General features: G+C 57.8%; 19 protein-coding genes and 1 tRNA gene. 10 read left to right on the top strand and 10 right to left on the bottom strand.

Annotation, left to right across the window (positions count from 1 at the left end; translation table 11 throughout):
• Window positions 1–14 precede the first annotated feature (14 nt).
• The 6 genes from FHX10_RS23395 to FHX10_RS23370 form a co-directional block, all read right to left on the bottom strand.
• Window positions 15–890: an ABC transporter permease gene (locus FHX10_RS23395; RefSeq protein ID WP_047615675.1), complete on the bottom strand. Its 876-nt coding sequence runs from the start codon at window positions 888–890 to the stop codon at window positions 15–17.
• Window positions 887–1,834 carry an ABC transporter permease gene (locus tag FHX10_RS23390; RefSeq protein WP_025554961.1) on the bottom strand — a complete coding sequence of 316 codons (948 nt, stop codon included), beginning with the start codon at window positions 1,832–1,834 and terminating at the stop codon, window positions 887–889. The genes FHX10_RS23395 and FHX10_RS23390 overlap by 4 nt, the downstream gene beginning before the upstream one ends.
• 63 nt (window positions 1,835–1,897) lie before the next feature.
• Window positions 1,898–3,406, bottom strand: a complete 1,509-nt coding sequence (locus tag FHX10_RS23385; RefSeq protein ID WP_184390381.1) for an ABC transporter substrate-binding protein — start codon at window positions 3,404–3,406, stop codon at window positions 1,898–1,900.
• Window positions 3,407–3,496: 90 nt separating this feature from the next.
• Window positions 3,497–4,228 (bottom strand): FadR/GntR family transcriptional regulator, encoded by a 732-nt coding sequence (locus FHX10_RS23380; protein ID WP_184390378.1) that lies wholly within the window; start codon window positions 4,226–4,228, stop codon window positions 3,497–3,499.
• Between the two features lie 200 nt (window positions 4,229–4,428).
• Entirely contained in the window at window positions 4,429–5,871 is a 1,443-nt protein-coding gene (locus FHX10_RS23375; protein WP_184390375.1) for a M81 family metallopeptidase, read from the bottom strand.
• Window positions 5,872–6,442: 571 nt separating this feature from the next.
• A complete protein-coding gene (locus FHX10_RS23370) occupies window positions 6,443–6,979 on the bottom strand; it encodes a hypothetical protein (RefSeq protein ID WP_184390372.1) in 537 nt (178 codons plus the stop codon).
• A gap of 439 nt (window positions 6,980–7,418) precedes the next feature.
• On the opposite strand from FHX10_RS23370, the gene FHX10_RS23365 reads away from it, so the two are divergent.
• Both FHX10_RS23365 and FHX10_RS23360 read left to right on the top strand, forming a co-directional pair.
• The gene (locus tag FHX10_RS23365; RefSeq protein WP_184390370.1) at window positions 7,419–9,251 is read left to right on the top strand and encodes an ATP-dependent endonuclease; all 1,833 of its coding nucleotides are present in this window, start codon (window positions 7,419–7,421) and stop codon (window positions 9,249–9,251) included.
• Window positions 9,248–10,579, top strand: coding sequence for an ATP-dependent helicase (locus tag FHX10_RS23360; RefSeq protein WP_184390368.1), 1,332 nt, complete (start codon window positions 9,248–9,250; stop codon window positions 10,577–10,579). Before FHX10_RS23365 ends, FHX10_RS23360 begins: the two co-directional genes overlap by 4 nt.
• Before the next feature lie 124 nt (window positions 10,580–10,703).
• Here the strand turns inward: FHX10_RS23360 and FHX10_RS23355 are convergent, their stop codons facing one another.
• A complete protein-coding gene (locus FHX10_RS23355; RefSeq protein ID WP_184390365.1) occupies window positions 10,704–11,135 on the bottom strand; it encodes a sigma factor-like helix-turn-helix DNA-binding protein in 432 nt (143 codons plus the stop codon).
• On the opposite strand from FHX10_RS23355, the gene FHX10_RS23350 reads away from it, so the two are divergent.
• The 4 genes from FHX10_RS23350 (at window position 11,114) to FHX10_RS23335 (ending at window position 17,382) form a co-directional block, all read left to right on the top strand.
• Window positions 11,114–11,494: a HEPN domain-containing protein gene (locus tag FHX10_RS23350; protein ID WP_246781254.1), complete on the top strand. Its 381-nt coding sequence runs from the start codon at window positions 11,114–11,116 to the stop codon at window positions 11,492–11,494. The two genes, FHX10_RS23355 and FHX10_RS23350, sit on opposite strands and share 22 nt — an antisense overlap.
• Window positions 11,495–11,711: 217 nt before the next feature.
• Complete coding sequence (locus FHX10_RS35615) at window positions 11,712–13,523, top strand: AAA family ATPase (protein WP_184390360.1); 1,812 nt, start codon at window positions 11,712–11,714, stop codon at window positions 13,521–13,523.
• Window positions 13,524–15,604: 2,081 nt separating this feature from the next.
• Window positions 15,605–16,342 carry a lysozyme gene (locus tag FHX10_RS23340; RefSeq protein WP_184390358.1) on the top strand — a complete coding sequence of 246 codons (738 nt, stop codon included), beginning with the start codon at window positions 15,605–15,607 and terminating at the stop codon, window positions 16,340–16,342.
• Entirely contained in the window at window positions 16,342–17,382 is a 1,041-nt protein-coding gene (locus FHX10_RS23335; RefSeq protein WP_184390355.1) for a hypothetical protein, read from the top strand. Before FHX10_RS23340 ends, FHX10_RS23335 begins: the two co-directional genes overlap by 1 nt.
• 229 nt (window positions 17,383–17,611) lie before the next feature.
• Here FHX10_RS23335 and FHX10_RS23330 read toward each other — a convergent pair whose 3' ends face one another.
• Together FHX10_RS23330 and FHX10_RS23325 are read right to left on the bottom strand one after the other, a co-directional pair.
• Window positions 17,612–18,169, bottom strand: coding sequence for a DUF3489 domain-containing protein (locus FHX10_RS23330; protein ID WP_210294452.1), 558 nt, complete (start codon window positions 18,167–18,169; stop codon window positions 17,612–17,614).
• 194 nt (window positions 18,170–18,363) lie between these two features.
• Window positions 18,364–18,438, bottom strand: a tRNA-Gly gene (locus tag FHX10_RS23325).
• A 256-nt stretch (window positions 18,439–18,694) separates the two neighbouring features.
• On the opposite strand from FHX10_RS23325, the gene FHX10_RS23320 reads away from it, so the two are divergent.
• The 4 genes from FHX10_RS23320 (at window position 18,695) to FHX10_RS23305 (ending at window position 21,393) form a co-directional block, all read left to right on the top strand.
• A complete protein-coding gene (locus tag FHX10_RS23320) occupies window positions 18,695–19,204 on the top strand; it encodes a prolyl-tRNA synthetase associated domain-containing protein (protein WP_025554689.1) in 510 nt (169 codons plus the stop codon).
• A 160-nt stretch (window positions 19,205–19,364) separates the two neighbouring features.
• Complete coding sequence (gene trxA / locus FHX10_RS23315) at window positions 19,365–20,339, top strand: thioredoxin (protein ID WP_184390353.1); 975 nt, start codon at window positions 19,365–19,367, stop codon at window positions 20,337–20,339.
• Window positions 20,340–20,508: 169 nt separating this feature from the next.
• A complete protein-coding gene (locus FHX10_RS23310) occupies window positions 20,509–21,195 on the top strand; it encodes an LON peptidase substrate-binding domain-containing protein (protein WP_025554693.1) in 687 nt (228 codons plus the stop codon).
• 9 nt (window positions 21,196–21,204) lie between these two features.
• Window positions 21,205–21,393 (top strand): Trm112 family protein, encoded by a 189-nt coding sequence (locus FHX10_RS23305; protein WP_003589705.1) that lies wholly within the window; start codon window positions 21,205–21,207, stop codon window positions 21,391–21,393.
• A gap of 81 nt (window positions 21,394–21,474) precedes the next feature.
• On the opposite strand, the gene FHX10_RS23300 is transcribed toward FHX10_RS23305, so the two are convergent.
• On the bottom strand, window positions 21,475–22,689 hold the full coding sequence (locus FHX10_RS23300) for a ubiquinone biosynthesis hydroxylase (protein ID WP_047615665.1): 1,215 nt from the start codon (window positions 22,687–22,689) through the stop codon (window positions 21,475–21,477).
• Between the last annotated feature and the right edge of the window lie 4 nt (window positions 22,690–22,693).

The raw sequence follows: 22,693 nt of genomic DNA, 5'->3' as shown, positions 1-22,693 counted from the left end.
GTCCTTTCAAGAAATCATGCTTCGCGCGGATCGAGCGCATCGCGCAGGCCATCGCCTAAAAGATTGAAACCGATGACGACGAGGAAGATCGCGGCACCCGGCCACATCGCCATCCATGGTGCTTGGGAGAGGAAGTTCTTGGCGACATTCAGCATCGAGCCCCAGCTCGGGGCCGGCGGCTGCTGTCCAAGGCCGAGGAAGGAGAGGCTCGCCTCGGCGATGATCGCGGTGGCGACGGTCAACGTCGCCTGCACGAGGATCGGTGCAAAGACGTTCGGCAGGATATAGCGGGTGATGATGCTCGAAGACCGGAGACCGATCGAGCGGGCGCCCTCGACATATTCCTCGGTCTTGACCGAGAGCACCTGGCCGCGCGTCAGCCGTACGAAGACGGGCATGGCCGAAAGGCCGATGGCGATCATCGCATTGGTCAGGCTCGGACCGAGAAAGGCTGCAAGCGCGATCGCGGTGATGAGGAAAGGCATGGCGAGAAAGGCTTCGGTGATGCGGGAGATCACCATGTCGATCCAGCCGCCGAAATAACCGGAGATAAGGCCGAAGGGCACGCCGATGACAACGGCGATCGCCACCGAGAAGACGCCTGCCATCAGCGACGCCTGCGCGCCCCAGATCATCCGGGAAAGAATGTCGCGGCCGATGTCGTCGGTGCCGAGCCAATGGGCGGCGGACGGGGCCTTGCGGATCGCCGACCAGCTTGTGGCGTTCGGATCGGGAATTGGAAGGAGGGGGGCGGCGACCGCCAGGATCGCGAAAAAGGCGATGATAACAAGGCCGACGAGGGCGCCCTTGTTGGCCTTCAGCTTGCGCCAGGCGCGGCTCGGCGTGCGGTCGATCGCGGCCGGAATGCCGGTCTCTCCGATCGCGGTCATAGGGCGGCCCTCATGCGCGGGTTGAGCAGGACATAGAGAATGTCGGCCAGGAGGTTCATCAGAATGAAGCCGATCGCGGTGCAGATCACCACGCCCTGGACGACGGCGTAGTCGCGGTTGAAGACGGCGTCGACGATGAGCTTTCCAAAACCCGGAATGGTGAAGATCTGCTCGGTCAGCACGGCGCCGGCGAGCAGTTCGCCGAAAAGCAGGGCGGTCAACGTCACGATCGGCAGCACCGCATTGCGAAAACTGTGTTCGAGCACGACGGTGCTTTCCGGCAGGCCCTTGGCGCGGGCGGTGCGGATGTAATCGGCGCTGAGCACGCTGAGCATGGCCGAGCGAGTGTGCCGCATCAGGGTCGCGGCCAGCGAGTTTCCGAGCACGAAGGAGGGCATCAGCATGGTTTCCAGCGAACGCAGCGGATTGCTGAAGAAGGGTTCGTAGCCGGATGCCGGCAGCCAGCCGAGATTGACCGAGACCAGCAGGATCAGCATGATGCCGAGCCAGAAATTCGGGATCGACAGACCGGTCAGCGCGATGATGTTGGCGATATAGTCGATCATCGTGTTCCTCTTGACGGCCGCCAGGATGCCCATCGGCACGCCGATCGCAAAGGCGAAGATCATCGACATGATGGCGAGCTGGATCGTGACCGGCAGCTTTTCGCCGACGAGCTGCAGAACCGGCTGGTTGGTGCGCAGCGAGATGCCAAGATCGCCCTGAAGGGCCGCACCCAGCCAATGGAAATATTGATAGGGCACGGGATCGTTCAGCCGGTATTTCTCGCGCAGGAATTCGAGAACCTGCGGATCGCGTTCCTCACCGGCCATGGCGAGGATCGGATCGCCGGGCAGCAGCTTCTGCAGCGAGAAGACGAAGATCGAAATGATCAAAAGCGTCGGTATGGCGACCAAGAGCCGTTTGGCGATGTAAGTGTACATGGGCGATCCTGACACGACTGGGATCATGCGGCGGAGGGTTTCCGCCGCATGATCGGCTTCTGGTCAGTCGGCTTTCTTGACGCCGACGAGACGGATCATGCCATCCGGCGAGGGAGTGAAGCCGGTGATGTTCTTGTGCAGCGCCCAGATCCAGGACTGGTGGCCGAGATAGATGATCGGCAGATCGTCGTTCAGGATGACGGCGGCGGCATCATACTTCTGCTTGCGCACGGCATCGTCGGTCGAGGCACGGGCTTCGTTCAGCAGCTTGTCCACCTCGGGATTGCAGTATTTCGTGTCGTTGATGCCACCCTTGCAGGTGATGAACTGATGGATGTTGCCATCGGGATCGACACGACCGGACCAGTCGGAACGGCTGAGCTGATAGTTGCCGGCCGTCTGCTCGCTGAGCAGCGTGGCGAATTCGGTCGATTTCAGGCTGACGTCGAAGCCGGCTTCGCCGACCATCGACTGGATGATCTGCATCATCTGCATGGCAACGGGATTATTCGGGATCTGCAGCTCGATCGGCACGCGGTCGAAGCCGGCTTCCTTGATCAGGGCCTTGGCCTTGTCGAGATCGCGGGCAGGGACGGGAATATCCTTGTCGAACCACGGGCTGCTTGGCGGGAAGGGCTGGTTGCCGGAGACGGCCGTGCCTTCATAGACGATCTGATTGACGGCATCACGGTCGATCGCCAGCGAGAAGGCCTGGCGCAGGCGCTTATCCTTGCCGAATGGATTGTCGGCACGCGCACCATTGCCGATATTGGTATAGAGGGCCATGTAGCCGGTGCCGACGGCGTCGGCATAGACGAGGCTCGAATCCGCCTTCACGGCTTCAGCGTCGGTCGCCGCCAGGCGCTCGATCATGTCGAGATCGCCGGACCGCAGATTGGCGAGGCGCACCGTCGTATCCGGGATCGGCAGATAGGTGAGCTTGTCGATGAAGATCTTGTCCTTGTTCCAGTAGTCCTGGAACTTTTTGAGCACGATGCGATCCTGCTGGACGCGCTCGACGAACTTGAACGGTCCGGCGCAGACCGGGTGATCACCGAACTTGGCGCCGAGTTCCTTGGCGGCCTTCGGCGAAACGATCATGCCGGCGCGATCGGAAAGCTGGGCAAGAAGGGTGACGTCAGGCGCCTTGAGGGTGAACTTGACCTCGTATTCGCTTGTCGCCTCGACCTTTGCGACCGAGCTGAGCTCGCTCTTGCGGCGTGATTCCGGCAGGGTGATGTTGCGCTCGATGGTGGCGACGACGGCTTCGGCGTTGAAAGGCGTTTCGTCATGGAACTTGACGCCTTGGCGCAGCTTCATGGTGAGCTCTTTGCCGTCGGACGACCAGCTCCATTCGGTGGCAAGCTGCGGCACGATCTTCAGGTCCGGTGAGACGTCGACCAGCTTGTCGCACATCGCGGTATAGACGATGCGGCCGACGAAGGTGCGCGACTGCGCGGGATCAAGCACGTCGGCATCGTCCTGCAGGCCGATCTTCAGGTCGACGGCGAAGGCAGGAAGCGCAAACAGGGCGCCGGCAACGGTGGAGGTCAGCAATTTGGCGATCTTCATTCCATTCTCCTCTGTTCTATTTTGCTTGGTTTTTGCTTCCATACCGGCGGTTATGGCCCGCTCTGTTTTTCTCCCTGCTCACCTCCCGGTTCAGGCGAGGGTCTTGTCGACCTCCGTTTCGCTGTGATCGAGCGAGGTGATGCGGATGAGGCTTTCCTGCAGCGTCAGCAGATGCTGGCGCATGGCTTCGCCCGCCCTGGCAGGATCATGAGCGGCGATGGCATCGACGATCGCCGTGTGCTGGCCGAAGGTGACAGGCCGCGTCCGGCTGGCGCTGCGGGCGCGCTCACGGATCGTCTGCCAGGCCTCATCCTGACGCACCCGGTTGATGACGTCGAAGATGGTGAGGAAGAAACCGTTGCCGGCGCATTGGGCGATCTGGCGGTGCAGCGCCCCGTCCCAGAGTTCGCGCCCGTCGGCATCGGTGCTTTCGTAGATCTTCTTCACCAGATCATACATGCGCTCGATATCGGCGGCTTTGGCGCGCATGGCGGCAAGCTGGGCAAGCTGCGGCTCGATGCGCAGGCGCACCTCCATGACTTCCATGAGATCGGTGTCGGCGACGATGGAGCCGACATGATCGCTCCAGCCGTCGGGGCGCGGGCCGGCATAGGTGCCGGAGCCCTGGCGGCGCCAGATGCGGCCCTCGGCCTCCAGCACTTCGAGGGCGCGGCGGACGGCACGGCGGCCGACGCCAAGCATTTCCGAAAGGGCGCGCTCGGTCGGCAGCTTGCCGTCGGCGTCGAGACTGTCGGACTGCAGGAGAGCCCGCAGTTTCTCCAGCGCATAATTCGAATTGCCCTGCGTCTCATCCATCGGCATTCGCTAAATGGTCCGTACCAATTTTCTATTGGTTCAGTGCAAACCAAATTGCCCCGACCGTCAAGCGCTTTTTTGTGCAAATCGAAATCTGCCCGTTTTTTGCTCAATTCCGGCTATGGGGAAAACAGTCGATCGTGGCGACAGGGCGGCGCCGCGATCGACAATATCATCCAGGAAAACGCAATTGGTTCAGGTGAAGCTCAGGCCTGCACCGAGCGTGCGGAGAGAAAGACCTGCGGCTCGAAGGCAAAATCCTTGTCGAACGGGTAGGTCGGATGCTGCTTGCGCAGCCGCGGCAGGCGCTCGACGAACTGGTCGACGACACCTGTTGATAGCGCCATCAGGTTCGGGTTGGCGATCGGCGCCAGTTCCGGCGAGAGATAGCCCGATTTGACGACGATGATGCTCGCCCGATGCGGGTCGAGTCCGAGCCGGGTGAAATCGACGATATTGTGATAGGGCCGGCGCTTGGCGGAGAGCACGAGATCGATGCCGCCGATCGTAACCACCGCCTGGCGGTCGGCGGCATCCGATGTTTCGTGCAGGAATTTGACCGTGAAGCGGCCTTGAACCGGCTTGCTGCCCTTGGTGTCGAGCGAGGCGCCGACGCTGAGCTCCAGTTCCGCGCCGATGCCGGCGGCATAACAGGCCTCGGTCGCCGCCTTGTCGGCGATGCCGGCAAAGACGGTGCCGGCAGCACCCCTGGCGATCAGTTCGGCCAGCACGTCGGCCCGGTCCCCGACGCCGCCACCTGTGGGGTTGTCGCCGGATTCGGCCAGCACGACAGGGGCGGTCGGGCTTGCGATTGCTCTCGCGACGCATTCCTCGAGCGAGCCGGTCTCGCAGCCGAAGACGAAGTCTTCGCGCACATCCCAATAGGCCTTGGCGAGGCGTTTGGCCTCGCGCTCCAGCACGGTGCGGTCGGTGCCGGTCATGATGGCGGCGGCGGTGGCGCGCGGTTCATCGGCCCAGACATAACCGACCATCAGCGATGCATCCCAGACGCCGTCGATCGCATCGATCCCAGGCAGCATGTCATAGAGGCTTTTCGCCGGCTCATCGACGGTGCTGGTGCGCTCGCCGGGCAGCACGACAGGGATTGGCGCCCAGAGAACGACCGGCCTCTCGCCGGTTTTCAGGCTCCTGACCAGCATGGAGACCGAGCGGCGCATCGTCTCTTCGATATCGATATGCGGCGCGGTGCGATAGGTGGAATAGATGTCGAGCGCATCGATGATGCGCTGGGTGACGTTGCCGTGCAGGTCGTAGCTGGCCGAAACCGTGCAATCCTCGCCGACCAGCGCCCGCGCCGCACTGATCCAGTCGCCTTCGGCATCCTCCATGCCTTCGACATACATGGCGCCATGCATGGCGAGATAGAGACCGTCAAGCGGCAGCAACGGCTTCAGCCGCTCGAGAAACTCGCCCTTGAAGGACTCGTAGGTGGCACGCGAAACCGGGCCGCCGGCAATGGCCCGGGCATGGATCGTCGGCAGGAACTCGGCATCGTAATCCCTGAGGAAGGCGAAGTAAGGTGATGCCAGCAGCGCCTCCCCGCGCAGCACGCGAAAATCCTTCTCCTCGTTCAGGACGGGGTTGTATGTGCTGCACTCGATATGAATGCCACCGACGGCGATGCGCATGGGAAACCTCAAATGATGTTGGGAGCAATCAGGACGTTATGGTCGGCGTTGCCGGCACCCCGGCCCGAGCGCCGGCATCGACACGCCGGGTGCGGATTGGTGTCACTCGAAGGCGTTTGTGCTGCGATAAACTGAACATTCGGGATCCGATCCGAAGACGCGTCCTTTTGCTTCGACAATAGGTTTACAAACGAACCAATCAACCAAAATAAATTACAATCTTGATCTTCTATGCCGGTGTCGAGGTCGAGAGTGCCGTAATCGGTGAGCCTCCGACTGGCTCGGTTTCTTCCGTCGGATGCCGCGCCGATTGCTGCCGACAAACGCGGGCCGCGTCGCCATAACGAAAAAATCCCGCTTCGGGATTCCGAAATTCGTCACGTTTTGGGCGGTGTTGCCGCGGGGAAACATTCAATGATTTCAATACCGCAACCAATTTCGGGATTCCGAAGTGCTATATAGATTATGGTGGGGGTCCGGCTGGCTGATGAATTCAGCGAAGCGCTCGACAGGTTCGCCGAACAGAAAGTCGATGCGGCTATGCACTTTAGAGGCTACCTGCGACAATCTGTTAGTGCGATCGCTGAAGTTCGATGATTTTCATCGCATCACGATACCAAGAATTGCCCCAGTGGAAATGATCGACCTCTCGAAGCGTTAGGCCAGCCGGGGCGGCGGCGATCGCTGCCTCCTTGAACGCAAGAAATTGCGACCATAGCCAGGAGGTATAGCGTCGGCCTTTGAGGTGATGATACGCTTTAATTTCATCACAAACGCGGACATCGTAGACGGTGAAACGGTCGGGATACAGGACCGTCAAAATCGCTGACGCGGTAGCAAGACGGAAATCCCAACCGCTCATCAGGGTCTTGAGACGCATCGCGTCGTCCTCAGCGCCGAAGACGTCAGTTGCTATAGATTCGACGGCCTCGGCGAATGACGCGCTGTCTTTCTGCAGCCGACGCAGATGCTTGGTTTTAGATCTGTTTGCCTTCCACGTCAGGATTGCAAGAAAATCGACCGGGTCGAGTTTTCCTGTTGCCCGGAATTCATCACCAAGAGCTGGAAATAGATTTGTCTCAACGTTTGCATATTTTGAGTTGCTCATTTCTTCGTCCCTTGAGCGCATATACCTTCGATATCAGATGCACGCTCTTCTGGTTCAAACGTTCCCATCGCCAAACGACAAACTGATCTCCGCTGCAACACCCTCAGTTCGCCGCCTCAAAACTGCGTCGCAGTTTCGCACACTCTAATGCCTCGAGTTGGAAGGCAAGGTTCTGCCTCTTGGTCGAAAACCGGACACAGAACGCATAGCGAGTTCGTGCGGCCGCAGCCCGGCTCCATATCCTCTGCACGCGCATTACGAAACACCGGAAATCACTAGTGCGCGTCCTCTAGTGCGCCCAAGTACAACCTTATATAAGCTCGGATTACTTGCACTTCGCGTAAGACTCCCACTAGGCCTGCGAAAATCCCAGGGATGGAGGGTATATCAGGTACGGGGAACCTGACGCTCGCTGCCGGTGGAGAGGGGAGATACGCAAATGCATGTCGTACGCCTGAAAATATCCGGCTTCCGGGGAGTGGGTTCAGCGGATGTTGCGCTCGGCTCCCATACCGTGCTTGTCGGCCCGAACAACGCTGGCAAAACTACCGTTATCGAAGCGCTGGCTTTGCTTTTCGGCCGCGACCGGCTGGTACGCCGTCTTACCGAACACGATTTCCATGGCAGCGCACCCAATGAAATGTCGCGGATTCTTTGCATCGCCACCGTGACGGGTTTTGGTCCCAACGATCCTCATCACCATCCTTCCTGGTTCAGCGCCGAGCGCGGCGTCGAGAAATGGCTCGACCCCGATGCGAAGACCCTCAGCGACGCGCCGACCGCCCAGCACACCGATCTTGCGGTGCAGATCGGATTTGCCGCTCGCTTCGATCTGGACGAGCTGGAAGCCGAAACCATCCGCTTCTTCGTCGATGACGAAGTCACTCTCGGCGATCCGTTTGCGGAAGAGGCGCATCTGCGCACCATCCACGCCAAAGTACTGCAGGAGCTGGGCTTCTTCTTGGTTCCGGCGTCTCGTACCTGGGACCGCTGGATTTCCTTCTCATCTGAACTGTTCCGCCGCGTGGTGGCCACACGCGGGGAAGTTCCCGCGCAGGCCGTTCGCGCTGAGCGCCAGCGGCTTTGGAATCCACCCGAGGCGGAACAGCTCGAAAACCAGGCGGGACTTTCCGATATCGTAAACGCCGCCAATACGGAATTGCGGGCGCTTATGGCGAGCGCACCGCGACTACAATTGCGCCTGACCGCGACGGACAGCGATTCCGTTCTGGAAAGCGTCATCCCCCATTTCGTCCAAGGGACCGGCCCGACCCTTCCCTCGGTACGTCAGGGGACCGGGCTTGTATCTTTGCAAAGTCTTCTTCTGCTCATGCAGTTCGGTAGGGCGCGGGCGCAGGCCGGCCAGTCGTTTGTGCTGGCCGTCGAAGAACCGGAGCTGCATATCCAGCCATCCCAACAAAAACGATTGGTCAATCGTCTAAATGCACTGTGCGACCAGACGATCATTACCACCCACTCGCCTATCGTGGCCGCGATGTTTCCCGCGCCCGACACGCTGTTTGTTGAAACGCGCGATGGTGTTTTGAACGCTCGTCCGCTTATGAATACCGTGCCGGCCCAGCCGAGCAATCATCAGCAGCATTTGCTCTTTGCGTGGCGGCAAAAACTGGTAGCAGCCCTCATGCTCGAATGTGTTCTAATCCCCGAAGGCGTGTCGGATGTCGCATGGCTTGAGACGCTGCAAACCGCGCTTGAACAGCATCAGGGCTGGGGGAACGCTACCGACGACGAACCGCTGCTTTCCACTTTCGTCGGTATCGTTCCGACCATCGATGCCAAGATTGCTGATACGTTCGCACTGGTCAACGCGGTACATGCGCGGTCGTGCATTCTTGTGGATGGCGACAGCGACGGAGAGGGCTACTTCGACGCTGTGAAGAACAGCAATCCACCGCCCCGGTGTGTTGTCTTTTGGCCGCAAGGATGGGCGATGGAGCACGTCGTTTCGTGGATCGCAGGCGCGGACGAGGCGGTGATGCTGGGCATTCTTGAAACGGCATTGGGGTCGCCTTTCGCGGATCGGCAGGCGTTCACCGATTACCTACTCACAAGAAAATCCTACGCGCCGACCCACGAAACCGTTGCGGTCGCCCTCATGGCCAATGCAGCTTGCCGGTTGGTCGCCATGCAGTTGCTAAAGGGTTTGTGCGAAGTACTTCGCAACCCGGAGAATGCGAATACGCAGCTTTTCGAACCTGTGGCCGAAGCTTCTACGGCCAATATGCATGTCTTCCGGTTTGTGCCGTCATGACATTCGATTTTTTTGAAGGCGCCGCAGGCACCGGCAAGACCCACAATTTAGTAGATAGGGCCGATGAACTCGTTCAAGACGGGGCACTGGGCAGTGGCCAAAAGCTTCTCGCGCTCACCTTTATGAACGGTGCGCGGCGTCGCCTTGATGCGCGACTTGGCGAAAACCAGGCGTTCCGTCGGCGCTTTGATTGCCAAACGTTTGACGTCTTCGCCCGAATGATTGCGGCAAGGCGACGGAGTTTAATCACGCCGGCGATGCAAGAACAGGTCGCTCCCCTAGATCAATTTGACGGCCCCTGCAACTTGGCGGCCGGTCTTTTGGAATATGATGCCGTCCGAAATTGGGTAGCCAGGAGTTTTCCGCTCGTGCTGATCGACGAGGCGCAGGATCTCGACGAGCACCGTATGCGCATTCTCCAGGGGCTTTCCCAGTCTTGCAGCATTGTCGCGGCTGCTGATGCCTTCCAATGCCTTCATGATGGCCGCGATACCGTGCCCTTGATGGGCTGGCTGGAAGGTGCGGGAGAAGTGCACCATCTCGTGCAGCCCCGGCGCACCCAGCGCCAAGGATTGTTGGCAGCCGCCTTGGCGGTGCGGCAAGGTCAAGATATCAAGGCGGTCCTGACGCAAGGCCAGGGACAAAGGCCAACTTGGTCCGGGAATGGCTTTCGGCTGGTTGAATCATTCGCCACGAACGCCGGCATCGTTGCCCGCACCATCGCCGATGAGATTTTCTATCGGACGGGTGATGTGACGATTGTGAGTCCGAACTTGAGCCATCAGCTGGTCCGCAATGCCCTTGCCGACGTGCATAATCGGACCTGGACAACGCGAAACGGCCAAACCTTTGGTCCGTTTCCGCTTATGTGGGATCGTTACGATACTGAAGAAGCTGATGCTCTACTTACGGATATCAATTTGCCCGACATGGCGGCCTTGTCCGATTTTCGGTCAGCTCTCGCTCCGGCAGCCGGGTATGCCGCTGTCGCGCAAGCGATCAAGCGTATGGACCGTCTCCGCCGCGTAACGGGGCAGGCGGAGTTTGGTGCTGCCCAGGTCACGGAGTTTGTTCGTGACGCAGTGCGCAACCATGCCCGTCTGGGTCCCCGACGACATCGAGGTCGTCAGGCGATGACAATCCAGCGAGCCAAAAACCGAGAGTTTGCGAATGTCATTGTGCTATGGCCGCAGAACGTGACAGGCAGCCACGAGCACTTACGCAGATTCCTCTACAATGGGATTACACGTGCCCAGGTTCATTGTACGGTCATTGTGATAGGGCAGGGACGCTTGAATGCGCCGCCTTTTGCTCCGACGGCCCTCTAACGGGCGATCGGCTCCTGTCTGCTCCGGTATTTGGTAACCACAGAGCGGTTTCGGCCCAGCGGGTGACGATCCCTGGCAGGCTAGCGGGGGCAACTGATGCTCAGTCGCCACCAGGCCTTTGACGCTATCGCGTCACGTACCGCGATGTGTTCTTAGCCGCCGCTGCAGCAATCGCACGCCTTTGCAGGGCTTCGTATTCGCTATTGGCCGTCGAGCGGGAATTTTCGTACTTTCTTGCGTCTGCTCCCATTTGCTTCTCGATATCGGCTGCCAGGTTCGGAAGCCCGAACCAGGCCGATACGAGAAAAAGAGCCAGTGCAAGAAGAGCAGCGAAATCCATGAAAATATCCTTCGCCCCATTCGACCAACTACCCACTTCATGCTTATATTCGGTAAAGACTTCTTTGACGACCGGCTCGATTTTATCGCGGGCTCTTGTGAGGCGTTTCTGTACTGCATCTTCAGTGATGCCTAGCTGATCGGCGATCTCAGCAAGCTTCTGGCCATTGACGGAGCGGTTGAGAATATCGGAAACTGGCGCGCCTTTCAAAGCCAAAGCTAAAATCGAAAATAAAGTATTGGGTATCTTGCTTAACGGAAACTACCAGTCCTTCTTACAAGGACTTGGACTATGTCATTGATCGTGCAGTAAATTGCAGAAACTACTTTGTTCACGGCGGGGAGCCTGACTTTGATTATTTCCAAAATTTCGACATGTTTACATTTTTGACTAGAGCACTAGAGTTTTGTTACGTGGCTCCCGAGTTTATCAAGGGCGGCTGGAACCTGGGAGGTTGGCGCTCCCAAACTGGGATGTTCCATCCTTTTGGTAATTTCACCTACCAGTATCAACAGAACGTTGAAAAGCTGAAGGCTCTCGTCGCTGAAGAAAAGGCGGCGCGGAGGGAGCGCTAGTCGGCGTATCCGAGCCTAAACCTGAGACTTATCCCCTTCCTGATTGAGGAAAAGACATGCTTGTTTCCCAGTGCAATAGTTTCGGCTCTAGAAGGGCGGCAGAGAAAATTGCCGTTCAATGATCAGCCATGTGCGACGATCTCACGGCATCTGGCGGAATTGACAGCTAAAAGCGACTCGGTGTTCCGTTTGAACACTCAGGATGGGGCAGCGAGTCGTGAAATTCACTGAAATACAGTTTAATGGATATGCAAGCTTCGCGAGCACCGAAGTGCTCAAGCTGGGGCCACGGATCAACTTTTTCGTCGGCCAGAATAACACAGGCAAGTCAGCTTTATTGCGGAGCTTCCGGTCGAACTTTCAGCAAAGTCCTCATCGCAATGCGACGACCTTTCGTGCCGAACTTCTTACCCCGTCCGTGCAACTTGCGACGGTACAGTTTTCGGGACCGGAATTGTATGGAACCTGGCGAAAAAACGGTTGGGAGATCGCGTGGGATGTAGGTGGCCCTACCCTGAACTTTGAGCCGACCGCACGTGCTCTCTTCTCGCAGGAAAGGTGGGCCTTAGCAATTCAACGGAGTGAAAACGGCACTATAATAAACAACCCGCCAGCCCCGAACGGGGAGAATTTGAGGCGCGGTGCCTTTTTACCAACGCTTACAGGCCCTCAATTCGTCGCCTATGACAGAGGCAATGATTTAAGCTTAATTATCAATGGGCGGTGGGCTGAAGCCGTCTTTTATTTCGACGCACAGCGTTACAATGTTGGTCGATGCGCGATCAACTTGTCTGAGGTTCTGCAGCCCGATGCAGGGAATTTGCCGGCAGTCTTAATGCGCATGCAGGGTAACCGCGGGGACCTCTTCAATACGCTTAAACAGCACATGCGAGACATTTTTCCCACGGTCAGAAACTTAAGCATTTCGAGCCCGAGCGGGTCATCAGACCTCGAAATTCTCGTGTGGCCCGTGCTTGAGCAGCAACACCGGGAACTGGCCACACCTTTGAACGAAAGCGGCACTGGCCTTTCTCAAGTTCTTGCTATCCTAACCGTTGCGATGATGATGGATGAAGCCGTCATCGTAATCGACGAGATAAGCAGCTTCCTGCATCCGGCGGCAGCTAAGGCTTTGGTCCGAATTCTTGAAAGCCGCTATGGCGGCCATCAATACATCATCTCAACGCATTCTCCAGAGGTGCTGTCAGCCTGCACGCCGTCGACAATCCATCTGGTAACGAAGACCGATTTCACTTCGACTGTGGTGCCCATCAACGTTGAAAATATCGCTCATTTGCGCGCTCTTACCAACGAGCTTGGCGTATCGATGACAGACGTATTCGCGTCAGACCGGATCATATGGGTCGAGGGGCCAACCGAAGAATTGGCTTTCCCGTTCATTTTCGAGGAAACGCGAGACGACAGCTCGAACGAGCGCCAACAGCGGGCGCCGCAATTTACGGCCGTCGTTGCCACCGGCGACTTTACTGCGAAACGCACTCGGCCCGACCTGGTCTTCGATATCTACGATCGCTTGAGCAGCGCGGCGTCAGTTCTCTCTAGCGCGGCGGCATTTGCCTTTGATGCGGAAGGGCTAAACGAAGGGCAGATGAAGGATCTTTCGAAGCGGGCCAAAGGCCGGCTGCTGTTTCTGCCGCGGCGGATGTTCGAGTGCTACTTGCTTCACCCAGCTGCGATTGCGTCAGTCATGAATGCATCACTCGATGACGCGCCAGTTTCGATCGAAGCGGTCGAGGCGTTTCTGATCGCGGAAGGTGGCGCGGCCAAATACAAAGCCGGCGGGGAATGGAACGGCGATTGTAAGGACGAGCAGTGGCTATCGAAGGTGGACGCCGCCAATCTTCTAAACGACTTATTCAATAGCCTTTCCAACGCTCGGCTATCGTTCTCGAAGCGCACTCACGCTTTCGGCATCTTGAAAGAAATCCTGGCGACAGATCGCCTTCACGTCGATGGCTTGGTGAAGTTCGTCAAAGAGCTAGTCGCCCTGTCGAGGACACAAGTATGAGCAAAATCCTGTAGTTGCGCCTACCGTAAAATGTCATCGTTTCCGCCGCTAGGCATGCTGGCCACAAAGTCTCCACCTTCAAGCCTCGGCGGCCGCCGTGCAAACGCACGCCACCACGCCGAATACCCAACCTAGATATTCCAATGTGTGCCGTTTCGCTAATTGGTTCGGACCGCCGGTCTGTTGGTTAGAAGAAGGTGTGGTCGGTGGCAGCGACATGTTTTTGCGTGCCGAGGTTTTACGACTTCAAGATCAATTTCTGCACAGTCTCAACAGGCACCTTGGAATCAAGAGGCTATTCGGCGTCTTCGGTCGGGACGCTGAGTGAATGTGAAGCAATTCGTCGAGAAAGGATTTCATTGGTGTGAGGTTCGGGACATGTGGACTTGATAAATCAGCTGGACTTATTGGTTTTGGGAGAGGTTTCGACCATATTGTTTTTCGCAGCGCATCAACAAGATTTTGTGGTTAGCAAACTTGCCCTTGCGCTAAGTTAGTTTTGACCTGAAGCTATTGAATAGAGCCGGACTCTCTCTGCCCTTCTGATGCAGGCGAATGTTGATGCAAAGGATCAAAAGGCAGACTATTGTATTCTCGATTAGGACTTAAAAGGAATTCAACGCTTCCGTAACGCAATGCACAACCCCCCGGTTGAAAGGAACCAAGAAGGGTGAGACAATGGTTAACGTTTCGTTCTTAGTAAGCCAGGTAATCTAAACAATGCCCGGCTTTGAGGTAGGTTGAAAGAAAAAGGTTTGTGATCTGGTTACAGATCGCGCTGGGGTCTATGCCTTCATCGAGGCAGCGGACAAAATGTCCATTGAGCCGTCTACCACCGGTTTCGATGGATTGGTTGAAACGACGAGCGAAAGTGAGGTGAAACGTAATTTGAGCGCAGAAGCAATTACTCTAATAGTCCTAGGGATACCCGCCGCAGCAGTGGCAGTTATCCAAATCTACGACAGGTTCCGACGTAAGAACGAACCGCCGCAATAGTCAGCGGATAAAAAGAAAGCTCGTCAGGCTACCACACCTGGCGAGCTTTCGATTGCGAGGTCAAACGGAATTTGACCGCAGAAGCAATTCAACTATCAGTCAGAATGACATTAGCGTCAATTAAAAACTTGACGAACGCTCAGCCGTATATGTGGGATAAAGTGATTGTGTTCGCTAGCGCGTTTAATTGCACGCGCATTAAAGTCACTGAGAAACGCGCAAAAGGTCGCTAAGTGATTTCGATCGTATATCCGCGAAATATGGCAAATCGCCTCGACGAAGACGTCTGCGTTTCGCGTTGTCGCTAAACTATCTCAAATTCATCTTCCCCATAAGTTCGACTTGTTTGTCGAAGCGCTCAATTCACCCGGTTAAAGCGCGCTATCGCTCGAAGTGGGACAGCCTGTCCCACCACGTCCCAGGGTTTGTCCCGCTTCCTGTCCCGCCTAAATAGCTGTTACTATTATATATATTTATCATTGGGACAGACAGAGTAGATATATAGCGTACACAACCCAAAGCGCCGATGCCAAAACTTTGTATCTTAATTTCCCGTCCCGCCTGTCCCATTCAGTTGCTGTTCGAATTTTTCTAATAAAAACAAGTAGAAGCGCGGGACAAAAACTGGGACAAACCTTGGGACAAGGTGGGACGACGTTCAGTTAGACATCCACGGCGGTGCGACGAGGGTCGCGAACTGATTGGCGTTGCAGCTTAAGGACTTCCGCAATAATCGGCCTAACGGGGCGAACAGTGACCCTGATGCGGCGGCGCAACTCCCGTCACCGACGCAGCGAGACAATTCACGGGTCCTTCCCATAGGGTGGCGTCATGCGGGGAGCGTGGCCGCGCACATCGCGGCTAGCCGCAGAATCTGTTGGGGTGGTTATGAAATATGCAATCTGCATATTGCCTCTTCCAGATTTTGCTTTCCCCACAAACGGCGCAGTTGTTTTTAGGTTGAATATTTGTCTACTTCAGCTTGCAACGGGTCAAGTCTATTGGTATATATTAACGGGGGCTAATAAAAGCTGGGAAATTCCAAAGAGCACAACAAAATCTTTGCTTTAGTCGGGGGATCAACGATGCGCCGCTGTGGAATTACTGTTAGCATTATCCTGCTTTCTACGGTTTCAGCATTATCCCAGGAGGCTCTCGAGCCGTTTAGAGCTGACGAGCAGACTCAGTCGCAAGTGCAGCTCGAGTCTATTGATGGGCAGCTTCCTGCGGTTGCCCAAAGTGGTCCTCCCCGCAGAATCCTCAACGTTGCCATCGGACTGGTGAAGACTTTCGAAGGGTGGGACCCAAATGTTTACGACGATCCTGTGGGGTACTGTACGATTGGCTTTGGGCATCTCATCGCTAAGGCACGTTGCGGTACGCTCACAGACTACGGTCTTGGCGACTTTTCGCCAGAGCTAACTGTAGCGCGAGGTACTGAGCTTCTTATCCGAGACACGATTCCCGCGAGGCGAATAGTTCAAAACCTTGTTGAGGTGAACCTGACGAACCGGCAGTTCGGAGCGTTGATGGCCTTTGTTTATAACGTCGGGGCAAAGAATTTCAGCAAATCCACGATGTTGAAGCACTTAAACAAAGGCGACTACGAGGCGGCGGCCCGAGAATTTCCTAGGTGGGTTCGCGCAAAGGGCGTTGTCCTAAATGGCTTGGTGCGAAGGCGTTACTGCGAACAAAACTTGTTTCGCGGATACGGCCAGTTGCGAGGAAACGGCCTTCTCGATGTCAGCAAGTGCAACGCCGCTTCCGGAGTCGCACCAACGAACCTTCAAGAGGTTGATGTAGCTACAGGGGAGGTCGAATAATGTCCCTAAAGGTATCAGTTGTTAGGTCAACGGCAGTGCTGGCGCTCGGCTTACTACTCACTGCTTTTGCCCCTAACGCGGCGCTTGCCTTGTCGCCCGTCGAAGCGATTATTTGCATCAAGCAAGCTTTCAATTTAGACCAAACCGTCGCAGATCTGCAGGAAGGCGATGTTCTGCTGGGTGTGGGTGAAGGTGAGGCAAAATCCGAAATCGAGAGTATTAAGCTACGGTCGGGAGTCCTTTTCGAGGTCAAGCTTGTCCCATGTGGTTTTTCGGAGAACGCTAACGCTTATGTATCAAGTAAAGATGATGGCCTTCCGGACGATTACACAAGTATTAATTATATTATTTATAATAAAACATGGCTGTTTAGCAGAATTAATACTGGAAAAACGGAGCTAGATTTCGTGCTTGGTCACGAATTTGGTCACCTTATAAACCACCATGCGACGCTGCGCCAAAAAACCATCCCCGATACTCAGAAGGAGCTAGAGGCTGATTACGCCGGCGCTTGCGCGGTCGCCCGCATGAATCGACCGTGGGGGCCCCTTAAAGCCGTTATCGAAGAGCTTCGAAGCGTCCCATCGGAAGTTTATCCGCGTGTAGATCAAAGTTTAAAGTGGGCAGAAGTGGGGTACAAGAATTGCAATGGGGTGATAACCGCGCCGTTGTACAAGGGTGCCAGCGTGCTATACTTCTTTAAGGATGCGGACAACGATCAGGTTATCAATGTTCTGAAAGAAAATGACATTCCGTATCAGACGCGGAAATCTAAATATTCGATAAAATCTAACGGAATTACCTGTACTCCGGATTTCGATTTCAAGGCCGTAAGGGAATTGGCGATGGACCTTACCAACGCCGGGGTTGAAATATATTGGATCAATAAAGCCATCCCAGAGCTTAATGCTCATCGCAGGATAACCATCGAGGCGGAAACAGACCTCTCCGCAGATTGGAAGCCCCTAACAGTCGAACAGCTCTCATGCATGAAGGTCTGCCGATGGTGGACAACTGAGGTGGATGCTTGTGCCAGCTAAACCCATATTCAAGGAAGCTGGTCGGTGGCGTACCTTCCGTTTGGGCCGGTAGGCGCTTTTCGGACCCCCTCGTAGACTGAGGCGGGGGCGCTTTGCCTTGCGCCACCGCCTTCCCGGAAATGCCGAGCGGTGGCGTCCAGCGCTTCCAACACCAGTTCACGCGTGGCGTGGTCCACCTTCCACGTCTTCGCCGCGTCTTAGCTCATCGTCTCGATAGGGGCGGTGTGGTTCAAGCGACACCGCCTTTGGCCTTGGCGGCTTCGATGAAGTAGCGGGTTGGCACATCATTACGGCCGCACGCGCACTCAATCGCGTAGCCTATGGCGCCGAGTTGCTTGCGAAGGGTTCCCGCTATGTAGCCGCGCAAGGTGTGGCGTTGCCAGCCGGTAGCGGTTTCAAGCTCGGCTTGCGTGGCGCCATCCTCACGCCGCATAAGATCAAGCAAGATTTTTTTCTTACTGATCTTTGCCGCAGCCACCTTATTGCCACGGGCGTCCCGCGCGCCTTCGGCCTTCTCGACTTCGATGCGCTGGCGGCGAAGAGCGCGGCGGGCGTCAATCGCTTCTCGAGTCGATGCCACCGGCGGCGGCAAGTCGGCGGCGGCCGCCATGGTGCGGGCTTCCGGCGTGATGGACTCGGCAACCTTCCGAAGCTCCGGACGGCTCGCGATGGTGGCGACATCAAACACGAGTGGTTCCGCCACCGGCTCAAGGTCGCCCGTGGTGACCGGCTCCAATGCATCGAACAAGCCTACGGACGCACGGCATGAACCTCGACTCCAGTTCATATGTCCATCCGACCATCCACGGAATTCTTCGAACAGTTAACCCTTGGTGATCACCCGGCCCCGGTAGGGGCCGCTGGAGAACTCCTGTATCCTGGCGGTAATCGACTTACGGTACCTATTTGGTCCCTCGGAAAAACCAAATACGGAAGCGCCCAGAAGGGCACTTCATATCTTGTTGAAAATGCTAGGAAATTTGGAGCGGGCGAAGGGATTCGAACCCTCGACCCCAACCTTGGCAAGGTTGTGCTCTACCCCTGAGCTACACCCGCTCAATCCACATCGGTCCGGGGTAGTTGTTGGACCGTGGGCGCCGCCTCGTGGCGACGGGCGCTATATGGCCTAACGGGTTTTCAAATGCAACAGGGAAATGACGGAGAAGCGAAGAAAAAATTCTGGTGTCAGAGGAGGACGGGCGGAAAGGCCGCAAATGTGGGGGTAGAGCGTCGGTTCCGAAGATTGCCAAACGATGTGGACGGACTTAAGCAGGGCGCCTCGATTTTGTTATTCCGCCGAATGGATTGCCCGATGTCCGAAAATACCCCCAAGACAAGAGACGAATTGTTTGCCTTCCTCGACGGGCTCGGCATTGCCCACAAGACGGTCGATCATGCGCCGGTTTTCACCGTCGCCGAATCGGTTGCCCTTCGTGACGAGATCCCCGGCGGTCACACCAAGAACCTCTTCATCAAGGACAAGAAGGACAGGTATTTTCTGCTGACCGTGGAGGAAAATGCCGAGGTCGACCTCAAACAGGTGCACAATCTGATCGGCGGGTCCGGCCGGGTTTCCTTCGGCAGGGCGGAAAAGCTGATGGAATATCTCGGCGTCATTCCCGGGGCCGTCACCGCGTTCGGCGCGATCAACGATACCGCGGAGAATGTCACCTTCGTGCTCGATGCCGATCTGATGCGCGAAGAGATCGTCAACTGCCATCCGCTGTCCAACGATGCGACGACCTCGATTGCGAGCAGCGATCTCATCCGTTTCATGGAGGCGACCGGGCACAAGCCGCTTGTCTTGAAAGTGACGTCCTGACATACGATTTTAGCGCTAAAGCGCGTCGTGATCTTTCAGATTGGCTTGCGGCGCTTTAGTCTTTGGTTTTGCGCATGTCCTTGTCGTAAAACCGCACCACAGTTTTGCGCGACATGCTTTGGCAAAGACGCCGGCAGGATCGGCGCGGCGGGAGATACCTATGAGCGGCAGCGACAACCCCTATAACGGTTCCTTCGGAAATCAGATGACGGCGACGACAAGCTTCGGCGCAGCAACGGCACCCGCAGCTGCGGCCGGCAGCTACATCACGGAAACGACGACCGCGAATTTCGGCAAGGACGTCATCGAGGAATCGCGCAAGCAGCCGGTGCTGGTCGATTTCTGGGCGCCGTGGTGCGGTCCGTGCAAACAGCTGACGCCGGTCCTGGAAAAGGTGATCAACGAAGCCAAGGGCCGGGTTCGGCTGGTCAAGATGAACATCGACGATCATCCCTCGATCGCCGGCCAGCTCGGCATCCAGTCGATCCCGGCCGTCATCGCCTTCGTCAACGGCCGTCCGGCCGACGGCTTCATGGGTGCGGTGCCGGAAAGCCAGATCCAGCAGTTCATCGACCGCATCGCCGGTCCGGCCGGCGCCGATGAGGCGGCCGAGATCGAAGCCGTGCTTGCGGAAGCGGCAGAACTGCTTGCCGCCGGCAATATCGACGAAGCCGCCCAGCTCTATGGCGCCGTCATGCAGGCCGATCCCGAAAATGCCAAGGCGCTCGCCGGCATGGCCGAATGCATGATCGCCGCAAACCAGCATGAGCGGGCGCGCCAGGTGTTGACCGAGCTGCCGGAAGAGCTGTCGAAAGAAGCCGGCATCCAGGCGGTGCTGAAGAAGCTCGAACAGATCGAGGAGGCCCGCAAGCTTGGCGATCCCGTTGCGCTCGAACGCGACCTTGCCGCCAATCCCGATGATCACGCGGCGCGGCTGAAGCTCGCCAAGATCCTCAATGTCGAAGGCCGGCGCGACGAAGCGGCCGAACATCTGCTTCTGATCATGCGCAAGGATCGTGCCTTCGATGATGATGGCGCCCGTCGGCAACTGCTGCAGTTCTTCGAGGTCTGGGGCTTCAAGGATCCGGCGACGGTTGCCGCCCGCCGCAAGCTTTCGGCGATGCTGTTCTCCTAGGGCGGCTCGGCTTTCCTGGAATTGCTTTGGAGCGCGGCGTGTCCGGCAGGACGCGCCGGGCAATATCGACCCCGATTTTTGGGGTTAGCGCTAAGTTTCGAGTATCTGCCCTTGCGTTTTCGGACGGGGGCACCACATTCTCGTCAGAACGGGCATGCCCGTTACAAGAATGCGGGACGGTTTCATGCAAGTCGGGAATGCCAGATACCTGAAGCCGGGCGATCTGCCTGATTCAATCGCCGTCTTCCCCCTGACCGGCGCCCTTCTCCTGCCGGCCGGGCAGCTCCCCCTCAACATTTTCGAGCCGCGCTATCTGGCGATGCTGGATGCGGCACTGACCGGAAACCGGCTGATCGGCATGGTGCAGCCGGCGCTCGGCGAACACGAGGACAAGGGCGGCGAGCCCAATCTTGCCGCTGTCGGCTGCCTCGGCCGCATCACCTCCTTCGCCGAGACCGGCGACGGGCGCTATATCGTTTCACTGACCGGTGTCTGCCGCTTCCGGCTCTTGGAGGAGAAAGCCACCAGCGATCCCTTCCGCACCTTCCGGATCGCCCCGTTCATCGCCGATCTCTCGGCCGCGAACGAGGAGGACGCGGTCGACCGCGCTGCGCTTCTGACTGCCTTCAAGGCCTATCTCGATGCCAACAAGCTGGAGGCCGACTGGGAGAGCGTCGAGCGGGCGAGCAATCTGACGCTTGTCAATTCCCTCGCGATGATGTCGCCCTTCGGGCCGGCGGAAAAACAGGCGCTGCTCGAGGCGCCCGACCTGAAGACGCGGGCCGAGACGCTGATCGCCATTACCGAAATCGTGCTGGCGCGTGTCTTCGGTGACTCCGACACGGTTCTGCAGTAGACTTCAGCCATGGACGAAAAACTCAGCCGCGTCGATCCGAAGCTGCTCGATCTCCTGGTCTGCCCGCTCTCCAAGGGGCGGCTTTCCTATGATCGCGAGCACAATGAGCTTGTCTCGGAAAAGGCGCGGCTGGCCTATCCGATCCGCGACGGCATTCCGATCATGCTGGTGTCCGAAGCCCGCCGCCTCGACGAATAAAGCAATTCCAGGAAAAAGTGCGAAGCGGTTTCCCAGGCAGAGCGCGAAGCGCTTTTGCCGGCAATTGCGTAAAAACAAAGGTTAAATCATCTCGCCGGCCAGAAGGCGCGGATTGTCCTTTGCCGTCGTTCCGGCCGCCTGGCCGATGAAGAAGGATTTGAGGCGCGGCAGCCGGTCGACGAGACCGAGGCCGACGTCGCGGGCGATGCGGATCGGCGTTGCATCGTTGGAAAAGAGCCGGTTCAGCACGTCGGTGGTCACGCCCATGCGGAACGTGTCGAAGCGCCGCCAGGTCTGGTAGCGTTCGAGGATGTTGATCGAGCCGATGTCGAGGCCGAGGCGATCGGCGTCGACAATGGTTTCGGCAAGCGCCGCCACATCCTTGAAGCCGAGATTGAGGCCCTGGCCCGAGATCGGATGGATGCCGTGGGCGGCGTCGCCGGCCAGCGCGAAACGCGGCGCGACGAAGGAGCGCGCCAGGGTGAGGCCGAGCGGGAAGGCGCGCTTGTCGCCAATGACTTTCAGGCTGCCAAGCTTGTGGCCGAAGCGGCGTTCGAGCTCCTCCTCGAAGATCAGATCGTCGGCGGCCACCAGCCGGTTGGCATCCGGCGTCCGCTCCGTCCAGACGAGCGAGGAGCGGTTGTTCTTCAGCGGCAGGATGGCGAAGGGGCCGGCCGGCAGAAAATGCTCCTCGGCGCATCCGTCATGCGGCCGCTCGTGTTCGACGGTCGCGACGATGCCGGACTGGCCGTAGTCCCAGGTGACGGTCCTGATGCCGGCAAGATCGCGCAACGTCGAGCGCACGCCGTCGCAGGCAACCAGCAGCCGGGTCTCCAGCGCGCTGCCGTCCGAAAGCGTGACGGTGGCATGGGTGTCGTGGGTCTTCAGCTCGGTGGCGCCGAGCCCGTGGCGGATGTCGATGCCGAGCCGCTCGCAGGCGCCGCGCAGCGCTGCGACCATTGCGACATTCGGGATCATGTGGGCGAAGGGCCGGCCTTCGGCGACTTCGCCGTCGAAGGTCAGAAAAACCGGGCGCACCGGATCAGAAGTCCTGGAGTCGGTGACGATCATTTTGGTGATCGGCTGGGCCTCCGGCTCGATCTCGTCCCAGATGCCAAAGACCTCGAGCATCTTTGCCGCCGCCGCGATGATGGCGGAGGCGCGCGTATCGTTTTTCCAGACATGCTCGGGAGCCGCCTCGACGACCGCGACATTCAGATGGGGTGCTGCCTGTTTGACCGCGACAGCAGCGGACAGGCCGACATAACCCCCGCCCACAACCAGCATGTCCAGCATCGCG

The organism is Rhizobium sp. BK591, from assembly GCF_014195045.1.
GTDB classification, from domain to species: Bacteria; Pseudomonadota; Alphaproteobacteria; order Rhizobiales; family Rhizobiaceae; genus Rhizobium; species Rhizobium anhuiense.
The sequence above is the reverse complement of the archived record's forward strand: the minus strand, read 5'-3'. Positions and strand labels throughout refer to the sequence as shown.